The 15,964-nt window shown below is 66.5% G+C and carries 14 protein-coding genes; 8 read left to right on the forward strand and 6 right to left on the reverse strand.

What is annotated here, in order from left to right:
• Positions 1-515: 515 nt before the first annotated feature.
• The 8 genes from EET03_RS21350 to EET03_RS21385 all read left to right on the forward strand — a co-directional run bounded on the left by EET03_RS21350 (position 516) and on the right by EET03_RS21385 (position 11,068).
• Positions 516-1,289, forward strand: a complete 774-nt coding sequence (locus EET03_RS21350) for a response regulator transcription factor (protein WP_036401838.1) — start codon at positions 516-518, stop codon at positions 1,287-1,289.
• Positions 1,290-1,296: 7 nt separating this feature from the next.
• Entirely contained in the window at positions 1,297-2,811 is a 1,515-nt protein-coding gene (locus tag EET03_RS21355) for a sensor histidine kinase (RefSeq protein WP_075544843.1), read from the forward strand.
• Between the two features lie 219 nt (positions 2,812-3,030).
• The gene (locus tag EET03_RS31855; protein WP_075544842.1) at positions 3,031-3,120 is read left to right on the forward strand and encodes a K+-transporting ATPase subunit F; all 90 of its coding nucleotides are present in this window, start codon (positions 3,031-3,033) and stop codon (positions 3,118-3,120) included.
• Positions 3,120-4,790, forward strand: a complete 1,671-nt coding sequence (kdpA, locus tag EET03_RS21365; RefSeq protein ID WP_075544841.1) for a potassium-transporting ATPase subunit KdpA — start codon at positions 3,120-3,122, stop codon at positions 4,788-4,790. Before EET03_RS31855 ends, kdpA begins: the two co-directional genes overlap by 1 nt.
• Positions 4,791-4,794: 4 nt before the next feature.
• Positions 4,795-6,909: a potassium-transporting ATPase subunit KdpB gene (gene kdpB, locus EET03_RS21370; protein ID WP_075544840.1), complete on the forward strand. Its 2,115-nt coding sequence runs from the start codon at positions 4,795-4,797 to the stop codon at positions 6,907-6,909.
• A complete protein-coding gene (locus tag EET03_RS21375) occupies positions 6,910-7,821 on the forward strand; it encodes a potassium-transporting ATPase subunit C (RefSeq protein ID WP_075544839.1) in 912 nt (303 codons plus the stop codon).
• Positions 7,809-10,391: a sensor histidine kinase gene (locus tag EET03_RS21380; RefSeq protein WP_244232477.1), complete on the forward strand. Its 2,583-nt coding sequence runs from the start codon at positions 7,809-7,811 to the stop codon at positions 10,389-10,391. Before EET03_RS21375 ends, EET03_RS21380 begins: the two co-directional genes overlap by 13 nt.
• The gene (locus EET03_RS21385) at positions 10,388-11,068 is read left to right on the forward strand and encodes a response regulator (protein WP_075544838.1); all 681 of its coding nucleotides are present in this window, start codon (positions 10,388-10,390) and stop codon (positions 11,066-11,068) included. The genes EET03_RS21380 and EET03_RS21385 overlap by 4 nt, the downstream gene beginning before the upstream one ends.
• A 19-nt stretch (positions 11,069-11,087) precedes the next feature.
• On the opposite strand, the gene EET03_RS21390 is transcribed toward EET03_RS21385, so the two are convergent.
• The 6 genes from EET03_RS21390 to EET03_RS21415 all read right to left on the reverse strand — a co-directional run bounded on the left by EET03_RS21390 (position 11,088) and on the right by EET03_RS21415 (position 15,791).
• Positions 11,088-11,429 carry a hypothetical protein gene (locus EET03_RS21390; RefSeq protein WP_075544837.1) on the reverse strand — a complete coding sequence of 114 codons (342 nt, stop codon included), beginning with the start codon at positions 11,427-11,429 and terminating at the stop codon, positions 11,088-11,090.
• A gap of 102 nt (positions 11,430-11,531) precedes the next feature.
• Complete coding sequence (locus EET03_RS21395; protein WP_075544836.1) at positions 11,532-12,491, reverse strand: Ppx/GppA phosphatase family protein; 960 nt, start codon at positions 12,489-12,491, stop codon at positions 11,532-11,534.
• Positions 12,488-12,979 carry a DUF501 domain-containing protein gene (locus EET03_RS21400; RefSeq protein WP_075544835.1) on the reverse strand — a complete coding sequence of 164 codons (492 nt, stop codon included), beginning with the start codon at positions 12,977-12,979 and terminating at the stop codon, positions 12,488-12,490. Before EET03_RS21400 ends, EET03_RS21395 begins: the two co-directional genes overlap by 4 nt.
• A complete protein-coding gene (locus tag EET03_RS21405; RefSeq protein ID WP_063471147.1) occupies positions 12,972-13,646 on the reverse strand; it encodes an FtsB family cell division protein in 675 nt (224 codons plus the stop codon). The genes EET03_RS21400 and EET03_RS21405 overlap by 8 nt, the downstream gene beginning before the upstream one ends.
• A 34-nt stretch (positions 13,647-13,680) precedes the next feature.
• A complete protein-coding gene (eno, locus tag EET03_RS21410; protein WP_099193721.1) occupies positions 13,681-14,970 on the reverse strand; it encodes a phosphopyruvate hydratase in 1,290 nt (429 codons plus the stop codon).
• 80 nt (positions 14,971-15,050) lie between these two features.
• Positions 15,051-15,791: a lytic transglycosylase domain-containing protein gene (locus EET03_RS21415; RefSeq protein ID WP_075544833.1), complete on the reverse strand. Its 741-nt coding sequence runs from the start codon at positions 15,789-15,791 to the stop codon at positions 15,051-15,053.
• Positions 15,792-15,964 lie beyond the last annotated feature (173 nt).

The raw sequence follows: 15,964 nt of genomic DNA on the forward strand, positions 1-15,964 counted from the left end.
TAGCACTCCGGGAAGAGACGACGGGAGGGCCGTCGCCTACCAACTGACCTGATCACCGTGCCGCCCCGGCAGCACGAACAACAAATCGGGTTACCGCAACCCCACACACTGCTCACCGCCAGCGCCGGAACCCCACCCCCACGTGCTCACCCTGGATGCCCGCGAACAGGCAGTCCCCCAAAATCCATCCCTGTTTGTGTTACCTGTCCTCGCTCAGCCGGCGTGGCTGGGGTATCGCCGGCGTAACCCGCGCCGGGTACCAGCTCAATGATGGCCGTCGGTACCGAACTCTGGATTCGATAGCCACGGCAACCGCCGAACCGCGAAGCATTGTCAAGTGGGCAGGTGGGCACCCCAATAGCCCATACCGACAAAATGCATATCAAAAACTTGCATCTAACACATATACGCCAGAGGTCCCCGCGGATAGCGCCGGACGCGGCCGGGCATGGCTACATTTGAGGTTGTTATGACCTCCGTGACGATCCCATGTGAGCTTGACAGTATGGGGAAACATGACCGCAATGACCGGACAACCGCGCAGCCAACGTCCGCGCCAAGCCATCCTGGGGCAGCTGCCCCGCATTCACCGTGCCGACGGTTCACCGATCCGGGTTTTGCTGGTCGATGACGAGCCGGCGCTGACCAATCTGGTCAAGATGGCGCTGCATTACGAAGGCTGGGACGTCGAGATAGCCCACAACGGCCGGGAAGCCATCGCCAAGTTCGAAAGAATCAGCCCGGACGTTCTGGTCCTGGACATCATGCTGCCCGATGTGGACGGGTTGCAGATTCTGCAGCGGGTCCGCGAATCCGACGACTACACGCCCACGCTGTTCCTGACCGCCCGGGATTCGGTGATGGATCGGGTCACCGGTCTGACCGCAGGCGCCGACGACTACATGACCAAGCCGTTCAGCCTCGAGGAACTGGTCGCTCGGCTGCGCGGACTGCTGCGCCGTTCCAGCCATCTGGCGCCCCCGGCCGACGAATCCCTCAAAGTGGGCGACCTCAAGCTCGATGCCGCCAGCCGGGAAGTCACCCGCGGCGGGACGCCGATATCGCTGTCGTCGACCGAGTTCGAATTGCTGCGGTTCCTGATGCGCAATCCGCGCCGCGCGCTGAGCCGCACCGAGATCCTCGACCGGGTCTGGAACTACGATTTCGCCGGACGCACCAGCATTGTCGACCTCTATATCTCGTACCTGAGGAAGAAGATCGACGCCGACCGCGAGCCGATGATCCACACCGTCCGCGGGATTGGATACATGCTGCGACCAGCGGAATGAGCCGGCAGTGACCGGGGACCGCAACACCCCTCGCTGGTTTCCCCGTTCGTTACGCGGGCAGTTGCTGCTCGGCGTGCTTGCTGTCGTGACCGTAGTGCTGGTGGCCGTCGGCGCCGTCTCCGTACTCAGCCTGCGCGGTTACGTCACCGCGATGAACGACGCAGAGGTCGCGGAGTCCTTACATGCGCTCAGCCACGCATACGCCAGATACCGCAATGGCGAGCACACGTCGATACATACCGGCACTCCCCCGGTATCCCAGGCGCTGCTGGAGTTCACCGGGCAAACCCCGGGCAACCTCATCGCGGTGCTGCGCGACGGGGTGGTCATCGGCTCGGCCGTCTTCTCCGAGGACGAACCACAGCCCGCGCCGGCCGACGTCATCCGCGCCATCGAAGCCCAATCCTGGGACGACGGCCCCTCCCGTGTCGAAACCTTGGGCAGCTTGGGTTCCTACCAGGTTGCCAGCCGCGCCGCCGGATCCGACCGACTGATCGTCGGCGTCTCCCTCAACCTCGCCGACCAGATCATTTCCCGCAAGAACATCACCACCACCGTGCTGGTCGCCACGGCGCTGGTGATCACGGCGGTACTCACGGCCTGGGTGGTCGGATATGCCCTTCGGCCGCTGCGCCGGCTCGCCGCGACCGCCGCCGAAGTCGCGGCATTGCCGCTCGCCGGCGAGGACCACCGGATCGGCGTGCGAGTCCGGCCCGAAGACACCGACCCGGACAACGAAGTCGGCATCGTGGGCCACACCCTGAATCGATTGCTGGACAACGTCGACAGCGCATTGCAGCACCGTGTCGAATCCGATCTGCGGATGCGGCAATTCATCACCGACGCCAGCCACGAGCTGCGGACCCCGCTCGCCGCCATCCAGGGCTATGCGGAACTGACTCGTCAAGACAGTTCGGCCCTGCCACCCACCACCGAATACGCGTTGGCACGCATCGAGTCGGAAGCCCGGCGGATGGCATCACTGGTGGACGAACTGCTGCTGCTGTCCCGGTTGGGTGAAGGCGAAGACCTGCAAACCGAAGAACTCGACTTGACCGATCTGGTCATGAACGCCGTGAACGATGTGACGGTGGCAGCGCCGAGCCACCGTTGGGTCAAAGAGCTGCCCGACGAGCCGGTATGGGTAAACGGCGATCATGCCCGGCTGCATCAGCTCGTCAGCAATCTACTCACCAACGCCTGGGTGCATACCCCGCCCGGTGTCACCGTGACCACGGCGATCACCTGCCATACCGATGCGACCAACGGGTCCTACGCCGAGCTGACGGTGAGCGACGACGGGCCCGGTATCGACCCCGACGTCGTACCCCATCTGTTCGAGCGGTTCGTACGCGCCAACACGACGCGCTCGGGTGAGGCCGGCCATGGATTGGGCCTGGCCATTGTCAACTCGATCGTCAAGGCGCATGACGGCTCGGTGACTGCCGAGTCCGCGCACGGCCGCACCGCCTTTCGGGTCCGACTGCCGATGATGGACCGGCCGGGCGCGGACACCGGATAGCCGCACCGCCGCAACGGTCGTAAAACTCGCGGGTGGACGCCGTAAAGAAACCGTTAAGGCCGCTCCCGCCCTGCTTCGGTCGCGCCTAGCCTCTGTCTGGCCCTCTACCGGAGAGGGTTGTCGATGCGTGTCGAGAAAGACAGATATGTCCGTGGTGGTTTACCTGGCGCTGACCGTGGCCGTCTTTGCCGCGCTGAGCGCACTGCTGAAGTTGGATTTGTGAGCACCGCCAACGCCGTCGGTCTGGCCCTTGCGGTGCTCGTCGCGCTATTGCTGGTTGCGGCCCTGGTGTCTCCGGAGAAGTTCTGATGAGCGACGGCACAGCAGCGGTGCTGTTCCTCGCGCTGCTGGTCGCCGCGCTGGTGGCGGTTCACGTCCCGCTCGGCGACTACATGTACCGCGTCTACATCACTGAAAAGCACTGGCGCGCAGAGCGATTCATTTACCGATTGGTCGGGGCGGACCCCGAAGCCGAACAGACCTGGGCCGCATATGCCCGTAGCGTGCTGGCGTTTTCGGCGGTGAGCATCATATTCCTGTTCGCCCTGCAGCTACTGCAGGGCAAGCTGCCGCTGCACCTCGCCCATCCGGCCACACCGATGACCCCCGCACTGGCCTGGAACACCGCGGTCAGCTTCGTCACCAACACCAACTGGCAGGCGTATTCCGGCGAATCGACCCAGGGGCATTTGGTGCAGATCGCCGGCTTGGCGGTGCAGAATTTCGTGTCCGCCGCGGTCGGCATGGCCGTCGCCGTGGCCTTCGTCCGCGGGTTCGCCCGCAACCGCACTGGCGAACTCGGCAACTTCTGGGTGGACCTGGTGCGCGGCACGCTGCGCATCCTGCTGCCGATAGCCGTCGCCGGCGCGGTCGTGCTCGTCATGGGCGGCGTCGTGCAGAACTTCCATCTCAACGATCACGTCGTGACCACGCTGGCCGGCACCCCGCAGACCATCCCGGGCGGTCCGGTCGCCAGCCAGGAGGTGATCAAGGAGCTCGGCACCAACGGCGGCGGCTTCTACAACGCCAACTCCGCACACCCCTTCGAGAACCCGACCGCCTGGACCAACTGGGTGGAGATCTTCCTGTTGCTGGTCATCAGTTCCGCGCTGCCCCGCACCTTCGGCCGGCTGGTGGGCAGCAAGCGGCAGGGCTATGCGATCGCGGCGATCGTCGCGGTGATCGCCGCCGTCAGCCTCACCACCATGCTGCTGTTCCAGGTGCAGCACCACGGCACCGTGCCCACGGCGGTGGGTGCGTCGACCGAAGGCGTCGAACAGCGCTTCGGGGTTGCCGACTCGGCGGTCTTTGCCGACGCCACCACGTTGACGTCCACCGGCGCCGTCGACTCGACCCACGACTCCTACACCAGCCTGGGCGGCATGATGACGCTGTTCAACATGCAACTCGGCGAGGTCGCGCCCGGCGGCACCGGCTCCGGCCTGTACGGCATCCTGATCCTGGCCGTCATCACCGTGTTCGTCGCCGGGTTGATGGTCGGGCGGACCCCGGAATATCTGGGCAAGAAGATCACGCCGCGGGAAATGAAACTGGCGGCCGGATACTTCCTGGTGACTCCGCTGATCGTGCTCGTCGGCACCGCCGCCGCAATGGCGCTGCCCGGCGAGCGGGCCGGCATGGCCAACACCGGGCCGCACGGGCTGTCGGAGGTGCTCTATGCGTTTACCTCCGCGGCCAACAACAACGGCTCGGCGTTCGCGGGTCTGGCGGCCAATACGGAGTGGTACAACACCGCCTTGGGCCTGGCGATGGTCTTCGGCCGATTCCTGCCGATGATTCTGGTGCTGGCGCTGGCCGGTTCGCTGGCCCGACAGGGGACCACCCCGGAGTCGGCCGGCACCTTGCCCACCCACCGGCCGCAGTTCGTCAGCCTGGTGGTCGGGGTGACGGTCGTCTTGGTGGCACTCACCTTCCTGCCCGCGCTGGCGCTGGGGCCGCTCGCCGAAGGGATCCACTGAAACAGTGACACGCACAACCACTTCGGCCAAACACCTGCTCGATCCGGCGCTGCTGGTGAAGTCGCTGCCGGACGCATTGCGCAAGCTCGACCCGCGCACCCTGTGGCGCAATCCGGTGATGTTCATCGTGGAGATCGGCGCCGGGTGGGCGACGATTCTGGCGTTCGGCGACAACACCTGGTTCAGCTGGCTGGTGGTGTTCTGGCTTTGGCTGACGGTCATTTTCGCCAACCTCGCCGAAGCGGTCGCCGAGGGACGCGGCAAAGCGCAGGCCGACACCCTGCGAAAAGCCAAGGCCGACACCATCGCACACCGGCTCAGGGATTGGCCACCGGGCGCGCTGGACACGTGTGTCGCCATCCCGGAAGACGTCGCCGCGCCACTGTTGCGGCCCGGCGACATCGTGGTTGTCGCAGCGGGCGAAGTGATTCCCGGCGACGGTGACGTCGTGGAAGGCATTGCCTCAGTGGACGAATCGGCGATCACCGGCGAATCCGCACCGGTGATTCGGGAATCCGGCGGCGACCGCTCCTCGGTGACCGGCGGGACGACCGTGCTGTCGGATCGCATCGTCATCCGAATCACCCAAAAGCCCGGTGAGAGCTTCGTGGACCGGATGATCGCGCTCGTCGAGGGCGCCAACCGGCAGAAGACTCCCAACGAGATTTCGCTCAACATCCTGCTCGCGGCGTTGACCATCATCTTCGTGTTCGCGGTCGCCACGCTGCAGCCGCTGGCGATCTACTCCAAGGCCAACAACCCCGGCGTGCCCGACACCTCGGCCCTCGGCGCCGACGGCATCAGCGGCATCGTGCTGGTCGCGCTGCTGGTGTGCTTGATTCCCACCACAATCGGGGCGCTGCTGTCGACGATCGGCATCGCGGGCATGGACCGGCTGGTGCAACGCAATGTGCTGGCGATGTCCGGACGGGCCGTCGAAGCCGCCGGTGACGTCAACACCCTGCTGCTGGACAAAACCGGAACCATCACCCTCGGCAATAGGGAGGCATCGGAATTCATTCCGGTGCATGGGATCAGCGCCGCCGAGCTCGCCGACGCGGCACAGCTGGCCAGCCTGGCCGACGAAACGCCGGAGGGCCGCTCCATCGTCGTCTACGCCAAACAAGCCTACGGATTGCGCGCCCACACACCGGGTGATCTCGACGACGCCTGCTGGGTGGAATTCACTGCGGTGACCCGGATGTCGGGTGTGGACCTGGACGGGCGAAAGCTGCGTAAAGGAGCGGCCAGCTCGGTCGCCGAATGGGTACGCGGCAACAGCGGTGAGGTTCCGGCCGAACTGGGCCACATTGTCGACGGCATCTCCGCTGCGGGGGGAACTCCGCTGGTGGTGGGCCGGGTGGATCATCGAAAGGCGCAGGTGCTCGGCGTCATCCACCTCAAGGACGTGGTCAAGCAGGGCATGCGGACCCGGTTCGACGCGATGCGCCAGATGGGAATTCGCACCGTGATGATCACCGGCGACAACCCGTTGACCGCCAAGGCAATTGCGGACGAGGCCGGGGTCGACGACTTTCTGGCCGAGGCCACACCCGAGGACAAGCTGATGCTGATCAAACGGGAGCAGCACGGCGGCCGCCTGGTTGCGATGACCGGCGACGGCACCAACGACGCCCCCGCGCTGGCCCAGGCCGACGTGGGGGTGGCGATGAACACCGGCACCGCCGCCGCCAAGGAGGCCGGCAACATGGTGGACCTGGACTCCGATCCCACCAAGCTCATCGAGATCGTGGAAATCGGTAAGCAACTGCTGATCACCCGCGGCGCGTTGACCACATTTTCGATCGCCAACGACATCGCCAAGTACTTCGCGATCATCCCGGCGATGTTCGTGGCGTTGTTTCCCGGCTTGGATCTGCTCAACGTGATGCGGCTACACAGCCCGCAATCGGCCATCCTGTCCGCGGTCATCTTCAACGCCGTAGTCATCGTCGCGCTGATTCCGCTGGCACTGCGCGGTGTGCGCTATACGCCCAGTCGTGCCTCGAAACTGCTCAGCCGCAACCTCTACCGCTATGGAGTGGGCGGGCTGATCGCGCCGTTCATCGGGATCAAGGTCATCGACCTGGTCGTCCAACTACTGCCCGGGATGTCGTAAATGGTTCGCCAATATTGGGCCGCGCTGCGGGCCCTGCTGGTTTTCACGGTCGTCCTCGGCCTCGGCTACCCGCTGCTGGTCTGGTTGGTGGCGTGGCTTCCCGGGCTGCACGACAAGGCGCAAGGTTCCATGGTCGATGCCGGCGGTAAACCGGTCGGCAGCAGCCTGATCGGACAGTTGTACCTCGATGCCGCCGGGCGCCCGTTACCGCGGTACTTCCAGGGGCGGCCCTCGGCGGCAGGTGCCGGATATAACCCGTTGTCCAGCGGCGGCAGCAATCTGGGGCCGGAGAGCATCGTGGATACTCCGGCCAACCCGGCAAAACTGGCGGCCGGCGCAAGTCCGGCCGAAGCCGGTTTCCGGCCCAGTCTGCTGACCCAGGTGTGTTCGCGCAGTGCGGCGGTGGCGCGATTCGAGGGCCTGAACCAGGCGGGGGGATCACGGCCGTTCTGCACGCCGGGCGGTGTCGGAGCCGTGCTGTCGGTGATCGGTCCCCGCGATCCGCGCGGCAATGTCTCGCGCCCAGTCCGAGTCGTCAGCGTCAACGAGCCGTGCGCCGCCGGCAGGCAGCCGTTTCTGGACCGCTACGAGGGCGTGCCGGTCCAATGCGCGACGTTCGGCGAGAACTACTCGCTCGGCCAGATCGTGCCCATCCGCGGCGCGGCTCCGGAGGTCCCGGAGGTTCCGCCCGACGCCGTCACGGCCAGCGCCAGCGGGCTGGACCCGGATATCTCCCCGGTCTACGCCGAGCTGCAGATTCCCCGGGTGGCCAGGGCGCGGCATGCCAGCCAGGAGCAGATACGGGCGCTGGTGGCGCAGACGGAAAGCGGCCCCGCCCTCGGCATCTTCGGCCAGGCGTGCGTCAATGTGCTGCGGCTCAACCTGGAACTCGACCGCAGATACCCGGTCTAGCGTTGCGGGTGGATGATGGGTGTGTGAGCGCCGTCGACCCCCCTCGCAAACGCGGAGAACTCCGCATCTATCTGGGGGCGGCGCCGGGAGTCGGCAAGACCTACGCGATGCTCGGCGAAGCGCACCGCCGGTTGGAACGCGGCAGCGACCTGGTGGCGGCCGTGGTCGAAACCCACGGACGAACGAAAACCGCTGTGCTGCTTGACGGTATCGAAATCATTCCGCCGCACTACGTCGAGTATCGCGGTACCATGTTCCCCGAACTCGACGTGCCCGCCGTGCTGGCGCGCCACCCCCAGGTGGTACTGGTCGACGAACTGGCTCATACCAATACCCCGGGCAGCAAAAACCACAAACGCTGGCAAGATGTCGAGGAGTTGCTCGATGCCGGGATCACCGTGATCTCCACGGTGAATATTCAGCATCTGGAAAGCCTCAACGACGTCGTCGCCCAGATCACCGGCATCCAACAGCAAGAGACCGTGCCGGATTCCGTCGTGCGGCAGGCAGCACAGGTGGAGCTCATCGACATCACACCGGAGGCGTTGCGCCGCAGGCTGTCCCACGGCAATGTCTATGCTCCCGACAAGATCGACGCGGCGTTGTCCAACTACTTCCGCCGCGGAAATCTCACCGCACTAAGAGAACTGGCGCTGCTGTGGCTGGCCGACCAGGTGGACACCGCGCTGGCAAGATACCGCGCGGAGAACAAGATCACCGACCTGTGGGAAGCGCGCGAACGCGTCGTCGTGGCCGTCACCGGCGGTCCGGAGTCGGAGACGTTGGTGCGGCGGGCGTCGCGGATCGCGTCGAAATCCAGTGCCGAGCTGATGGTGGTGCACGTCATCCGCGGTGACGGGCTGGCGGGCCTGTCAGGGGCGCGGATGAGCAAGATCCGGGAGCTGGCCGGCAGCCTTGACGCCTCGCTGCATACCGTGGTCGGTGACGACGTCGCCGACGCCCTGCTGGATTTCGCCCGCGAAATCAACGCCACCCAGCTGGTGATCGGCACCTCGCGCCGGACGCGATGGGCGCGTCTGTTGGAGGACGGTATCGGCCAGGCCATCGTCGAGCGGTCGGGCAAGATCGACGTGCACCTGGTCACTCATGAGGAATCCAAGCGCGGCTTGCGAACCACCCCGGTCGCGCCCCGGGGACGTCGAGTGGCGTCCTGGCTGGCGGCCGTCGTCGTTCCCTCGCTGATCTGCGCGATCACCGTGGCCGTGCTGGACCGCTATCTGGACACCAGCGGCGAAAGCGCGCTGTTCTTCGTCGGAGTCCTCGTGGTGGCGCTGCTGGGAGGCGTTGCCCCGGCGGTGCTTTCGGCGGTGTTGTCCAGCCTGCTGCTGAACTATTACCTGACCGATCCGCGGCACACGTTCACCATCGCCGAACCTTCCGCGGCCGTGACCGAGGCGGTCCTGCTGCTGGTCGCGGTCGCGGTCGCGGTGCTGGTCGACGGCGCGGCCAAACGAGCCCGGGAAGCCCGCCGCGCCGCCCAGGAGGCCGAACTGCTGACCTTGTTCGCCGGATCGGTGCTGCGCGGCGCGGACCTGGAAACACTGCTGGAACGAGTGCGCGAGACGTACTCCCAACGCGCGGTCAGCATGTTGCGCGAGCGCGCCGGCGAAGACCGTACCTTCGGTGAGGTGGTGGCCTCCGTCGGCAAAGACCCCTGCACCACAGTCGATTCCGCTGACACGGCGATCGAGGTCGGTGACGACGAGTTCTGGATGCTGATGGCCGGAAAAAAGCTGTCGGCGCGGGACCGCCGGGTGCTCAACGCGGTGGCCCGACAAGCCGCGGGTCTGGTCAGACAGCGCGAGATGGCCGAAGAAGCCAGCCGCACCGAGGCGATCGTGCGTGCCGACGAGCTGCGGCGCTCGCTGCTGTCCGCGGTCAGCCATGACCTGCGCACCCCGCTCGCGGCGGCCAAGGTTGCGGTGTCCAGCTTGCGCGCGCACGACATCGCCTTCTCCCCGGCCGACACCGCCGAATTGCTGGCCACCATCGAAGAATCCATCGACGCGCTCACCGCACTTGTCGGAAACCTGCTCGATTCGTCGCGGCTGGCCGCCGGCGTGCTGCACCCGGACCTGCAGCGGGTGTATCTGGAGGAGGTGGTGCAGCGCGCATTGGTGAGTATCGGCATGGGTGCCACCGGCTTCTACCGGTCGGCCATCGACCGCGTCAAGGTCGACGTCGGAGGCGCCGTGGTGATGGCCGACGCGGGCCTGCTGGAACGGGTCTTGGCCAACCTGATCGACAACGCGCTGCGCTATGCGCCGGACTGCGTCGTGCGGGTCAACGCCGGCCAGGTGGGCGATCGCGTGCTGATCAACGTCATCGACGAGGGTCCCGGAGTGCCGCCCGGAACCCAGAGCCAGATCTTCGAACCCTTTCAGCGCCTTGGTGATAACGACAACACCACCGGAGTCGGGCTGGGAATGTCGGTGGCCCGCGGTTTCGTCGAAGCCATGGGCGGGACTGTCCAGGCCGGAGATACACCGGGAGGCGGTCTGACCGTCGTGGTCGACCTGGCCGCACCGCCGGAAAACGGTGACCGATGACCCGCGTGTTGGTGATCGACGACGAGCCGCACATCCTGCGGGCGCTGCGCATCAATCTGACCGTGCGCGGCTACGAGGTGATCACCGCCTCGACCGGCGCCGGTGCGCTGCGCGCCGCCGCCGAACACCCGCCCGACGTGGTGATCCTCGACCTCGGCCTGCCCGACATCTCGGGCATCGACGTGCTGGCCGGCCTCCGCGGCTGGCTGTCGGCACCGGTGATCGTGTTGTCGGCGCGCACCGATTCCTCCGACAAGGTCGAGGCCCTGGACGCGGGCGCCGACGACTACGTCACGAAACCCTTTGGGATGGAAGAGTTTCTGGCCAGGTTGCGCGCGGCGGTGCGCCGCAACGCCGCGGCGTCGGAGGTGGATCAGCCGGTTGTCGAAACTGACGCGTTCACCGTCGATTTGGCCGCGAAGAAGGTCACCAAGAACGGTGTCGAAGTGCATCTGACCCCGACCGAGTGGGGCATGCTCGAGGTCCTGGTCCGCAACCGGGGCAAGCTGGTCGGCCGCGAGGAATTGCTCAAGGAGGTCTGGGGACCCGCGTATGCCACCGAAACCCATTACCTGCGTGTGTATCTGGCGCAGCTGCGGCGCAAACTGGAAGATGACCCGTCGCATCCCAAGCACCTGTTGACGGAGTCCGGAATGGGCTACCGCTTCGAGGCCTGAATCCCAGCTGCCACAGGAGTCACTGTCCGGGGTGATCCTCTTTGTGCCCACCTAATCCTAATAGCGACTTCGCCGGGGCCCGGGCCGAGGCCCGCAACGCCAGCACGCGTCGATGAATCCGGTATTCGGTGGCTCGCGGGATGTACGACGGGCCGTACCGACCCCTGCCGAGTCGGCGAACCCGGCCGCGTGCAATCTCCCAGCGCAACGCGTCCGAGACGGCCTTGGATGCCCTGCCGCACACGGAAAATCCGTGCCAGGCAAGCGCATCGAGCATTTCAGTGATGGTCGCCGGTCCGTGTTGGGACAGGTGCATGGTCAGCACGTAGCGAAGCTCGATTCCGCGAAGCATGGTGTTCATTGCCGAACCGTCGCATGCCGGTATGACATCGGCCGGAGTTGTCGCTATTAGGTGGGCACAAAGAGGGTCTCCCCGGGCAGTGGCTGTTGTGACAGATGTGACTCATCCGGACAGCGACAGCACGATACCGTCCAGGATGTCGTGCTCACTGACGGTCAGCTCGTCGATGCCGGCCCGGTCGCGCAACTCGCGCGCCAACTCCTCGACCACAATCGCCCCGCCGGCGATCACGTCCACCCGTCCCTCATGCATCGGCGGCAGGGCGGCGCGCTCCTTGCGAGTCATCTTCACCAGCCGTTCGCACACGATCAACAACTCATCACCCGGCACCCGCGAAAGGTGAATGGCCGCAGCATCATACGCCGTCAAGCGGTGAGCCAACGCGGACAGCGTGGTCATCGTCCCGGCCAGGCCGACCCAGGTCCGAGCCGACTCGACGGGCACCACCTGCAACGCGACTGCCAGCCGCTCCCGCACCACCTTTCGGGCCGCGGCGACCTCCCGCGCCGTCGGGGGGTCGGAGTGCAAACAGCGCTCCGTCAGCCGGACGCAGCCGATGTCAGCCGAGTAACTCGCGACCACCTCGTCACCGGCCTTCCCCAGCACAATCTCGGTGGAGCCGCCGCCCAAGTCTACGACCACGAAAGGCGCACCGGCGCTGTCTAATTCGCCGACCGCGCCGCGAAACGACAGCTCAGCCTCCGCGGCGCCGCTGATCACTTCCGCCATCGAACCAGGGATCACGGCACCCAGCACCTCGGCCGTCATCGCGAAAAAGGCGTCGCGATTGGCGGCGTCGCGGGTGGCCGACGTGGCAACCATTCGTACCCGCTCGACACCGTGCAGCCGCAGCAATGCGGCATAGTCGGTCAACGCTGCGCGGGTCCGCGCGATAGCATCCGGGGCCAACTCGCCGGTCGCGTCAACTCCCTGACCCAGTCGGACAATTCGCGTTTCGCGATGCACGTCGTGCAGGCGGGCGCCGGTGGCCTCGGCGATCAACAGGCGAATCGAATTGGTACCGCAGTCGATCGCCGCGATTCGTCGTCTCGATCCACTCATCGCCACTGCTCCCCCACAATCAAATCGGCTGCCGCCGGCTCGGCGGCCAACAGCGCCACCGCCTCATCGCCGAGTGGATTCACCCCGGGACCCTTGGCCAGCGAATGCGCGATCAGCACGTGCAGGCACTTCACCCGGTCGGGCATTCCCCCCGCCGACACCGCCGTCCCCAGCGGTTCGATGACATCACGCTCGGCCAGATACGACTCGTGTGCCCGCCGATACGCCGCAGCAAGGTCGGGGTCACAGCGGAGCCGATGGGTCATCTCACGCATGAGCCCGGTGGTCTCCAGCCTGCTCGCCGCCGCCGTCAGCACCGGATGCGTCAGGTAGTACAACGTCGGAAACGGCGTGCCGTCAGACAGTTTCGGGGCAGTTTTCACCACACCGGGTTCACCGTTGGGGCATCGATAAGCCACCTCGAGCACGCCGCGAGGCTCCCGGCCGAGCTGACGCGCCACCACCTGAAGATCGGCCCGGTCAACCACCGGGCGCCGTCGGGTTGGGCGGCACCGCACCGGGCGGACCGGGCTCGGGTGTGGGCTCCGGGGCGGCGGCAGGCGGCAGGTGTGGCGCATCGGCGATGGTGTGCCACAACGCGGTGTACCAGGGCTCGTTCTTGGCCGGGGTCGGCGCATCGCCGCGAGGCTGGGGCGACACCGCCGCTGTCGGCGGAAGCTGGACCTGAAACGGGATGTCGCCCGGCATCACGAACCCGAGACGCTCGCGGGCCTGGGCCGCGATATAGGCCGGGTCAGCCAACTGGTTCTTCTGCCGCTCCAGGTCGGCGATCTGGCGACGCAGCGCGGCTTCCGTCGCGGACAGTTGTTCCATCTCGGTGCGCTGCGCGAAGTAGGTGCGTACCGGCCCGGCGATGGTCAGCGTGAGCACACACACCACCGCGGCCAGCACCGCCGCCCGCCGGGCGGTGAACCCCAGCCGCTGATCGGACCGCTGTTCCATCGATTCGGTGAACGAGCGCTTGATGGGTTCGACGACATGCTCGCGCAGGGTGCGGGTGGTCTGGCCAGTGGCCGGCGACGGCGCGGGCCGGGACGGCGACGCTGAGCGACGGGCCCGGGACGTGTCGCCGGCCTTCCCCGGCCGCGAAGCCGGGGAGCGGCGTTTCGAATCGGGTCGTTTCGCGTCGGGCATGTCGTTTCAGCCGCGCCTCAGGTTGGCGGCCAACCTATTTTTGGTCCCCAAGGTATCGGGGAAAGGCCAGGTCGCCGGCGTAACGGGCGGCGTCGCCGAGCGTGTCTTCGATCCGCAACAGCTGGTTGTACTTGGCGACCCGTTCACTGCGGGCCGGTGCGCCCGTCTTGATCTGTCCGCTGCCCACCGCCACCGCCAGGTCGGCGATCATGGTGTCCTCGGTCTCGCCACTGCGGTGGCTCATCATCGTGCGGTATCCGCTGTGGTGAGCCAGCGCCACCGCGTCAAGTGTCTCGGTCAGCGTGCCGATCTGATTCACCTTGACCAGCAACGCGTTTGCCACGCCGCGTTCGATGCCCTCTTCGAGCCGCTCCGGATTGGTGACGAAGATGTCGTCGCCGACGATCTGTACCCGGTCGCCGATCGACGCCGTCAGCGCGGTCCAGCCGTCCCAGTCGTCTTCGGACAGCGGGTCTTCGATGGACACCAGGGGGTAGGAAGCCAACAGTCCGGCGTAGAACTCGGCCATCTGCTCGGCGGTGCGGGTCGAACCCTCGAAGGAGTAACCGGTGCCGTCGGTATAGAACTCGGTGGCCGCGGCGTCGAGTGCCAGTGCCACGTCCGAGCCGAGCTGAAAACCCGCCGACTCGATGGCCCGGCTGATCAGATCCAGCGCCGCGGTGGTGCCGGCCACGTCGGGGGCAAAACCGCCTTCGTCGCCCAGACCGGTGGACAGCCCCTCCTTCTTCAGCACCGACTTGAGCGCGTGGTACACCTCGGCACCCCAGCGCAGCGCCTCGGCGAAGCTCGGGGCGCCGATCGGGGCCACCATGAACTCCTGGATGTCGACGGCGGTGTCGGCGTGTGCGCCGCCGTTGAGGATGTTCATCATGGGCACCGGCAGGATGTGGGCGTTGGGGCCGCCGATGTAGCGGAACAACGGCAGTTCCGCCGATTCGGCGGCGGCCTTGGCAACGGCCAGCGAGACACCGAGGATCGCATTGCCGCCCAGCCGGGATTTGTCGGGCGTGCCGTCCAGGTCGACCAGCGCCTGGTCGACCAGCCGCTGGTCGTCGGCGTTGAGGCCGATGACAGCCGGGCCGATTTCATCGAGTACGGCTTGGACTGCCTTCTTGACCCCCTTACCGCCGTAGCGGTCACCGCCGTCGCGCAGTTCGACGGCCTCATGCTCGCCCGTCGATGCGCCCGAGGGCACCGCGGCGCGGGCGAAGGTGCCGTCCATCAGAGCCACCTCCACCTCGACCGTCGGGTTGCCGCGGGAATCCAGAATCTCGCGGGCCCCGACCTGCTCGATAATCGGCACTGGATTCTCCTTTGCGCTGTGGTTCTCTTATGGTCCCGGACCGCCCATTAGCGTAAAGCCTGGCTCGGCGCTTTATCCTGCTACAGCGGGTGACCCGCCGCGTAAGCGGTCGCCCAGTCCCGCACCGCCCGGGCGTAAACACCGGAATTGTTGTAGGCGCGCAACGCGGTGATCCAGCCGCGCGGCGTCGCGAGATCCTTTCCGCGCCAGCACATGTAACCTGCCGCCGAGAGTGCGGCATCGTCGATGTTGTCGGGGCTGACAATGCCGTCGTTGTTGGCGTCGACGCCGTAGAGCCGCCAGGTCTCGGCGATGAACTGCATCGGCCCCATCGCGCGCTGCACCCCGTCTCCGTCCGAAGCACCGTCGATGCTGCCGTGGTCGCTGTCCACGATGCGCAGCGTGCCGCCGGTGCCGTCGAGGCGAACGCCGCGAATGGGCGGGGTCACGTCCCCGTTGGGCGCTATGGTCGCGCCGTGATAGGTGCCGTTATGACTTTCCACCTGCCCGATACCCGCCAGCGTGGTCCACGCGAGGTGGCACTTGGGGTTCTCGACCTCCGCGACGCGCGCGGCGTAGGCGTAGGCCTCGAGAGCGATGACCGGCATTTCCAGCGCTGGGGCTCGCTGCTCGGCCCATTCTCGCAACTGATCGGCGGGCCGGCCGCTGGCGTAGGTGTCCACGGGCGGGACGGGATCGCCCGGAGGTGGCGGCACACCGTCGGGAATGAACAAGCTGAGCTGCCAGGTGCAACTGGACGCCAGCAGCATCGCGGTCGCCCCTATCACGGCGACCGCGCGCAACCAACGTCTCGGCGTCACACTGCTCCTTCTTGGCTCCTCGTGGGCTCCTCCTGGGCTCCGCTGCGGGCTTCGCTCGGGCCCTGGCTGCCGCTCCCCTTACGTCCTCTTCCGGTCCGTTACCAATTTGGTCATGATCATCGTCCCACGGGTTGCGATCGTGTCCCTTCTCGTTTGCGGCTCAGCACACCGGC

This window comes from Mycobacterium innocens (genome assembly GCF_900566055.1).
Lineage (GTDB): Bacteria > Actinomycetota > Actinomycetes > Mycobacteriales > Mycobacteriaceae > Mycobacterium > Mycobacterium innocens.

Bases quoted from the DNA above. Each gene is read 5' to 3' on its own strand.
- EET03_RS21350 (WP_036401838.1), top strand. From the start codon at position 516: ATGACCGCAATGACCGGACAACCGCGCAGCCAACGTCCGCGCCAAGCC.
- EET03_RS21375 (WP_075544839.1), top strand. From the start codon at position 6,910: ATGGTTCGCCAATATTGGGCCGCGCTGCGGGCCCTGCTGGTTTTCACG.
- EET03_RS21385 (WP_075544838.1), top strand. From the start codon at position 10,388: ATGACCCGCGTGTTGGTGATCGACGACGAGCCGCACATCCTGCGGGCG.
- EET03_RS21405 (WP_063471147.1), bottom strand. From the start codon at position 13,646: ATGCCCGACGCGAAACGACCCGATTCGAAACGCCGCTCCCCGGCTTCG.
- kdpA (WP_075544841.1), top strand. From the start codon at position 3,120: ATGAGCGACGGCACAGCAGCGGTGCTGTTCCTCGCGCTGCTGGTCGCC.
- EET03_RS21395 (WP_075544836.1), bottom strand. From the start codon at position 12,491: ATGAGTGGATCGAGACGACGAATCGCGGCGATCGACTGCGGTACCAAT.
- EET03_RS21390 (WP_075544837.1), bottom strand. From the start codon at position 11,429: ATGAACACCATGCTTCGCGGAATCGAGCTTCGCTACGTGCTGACCATG.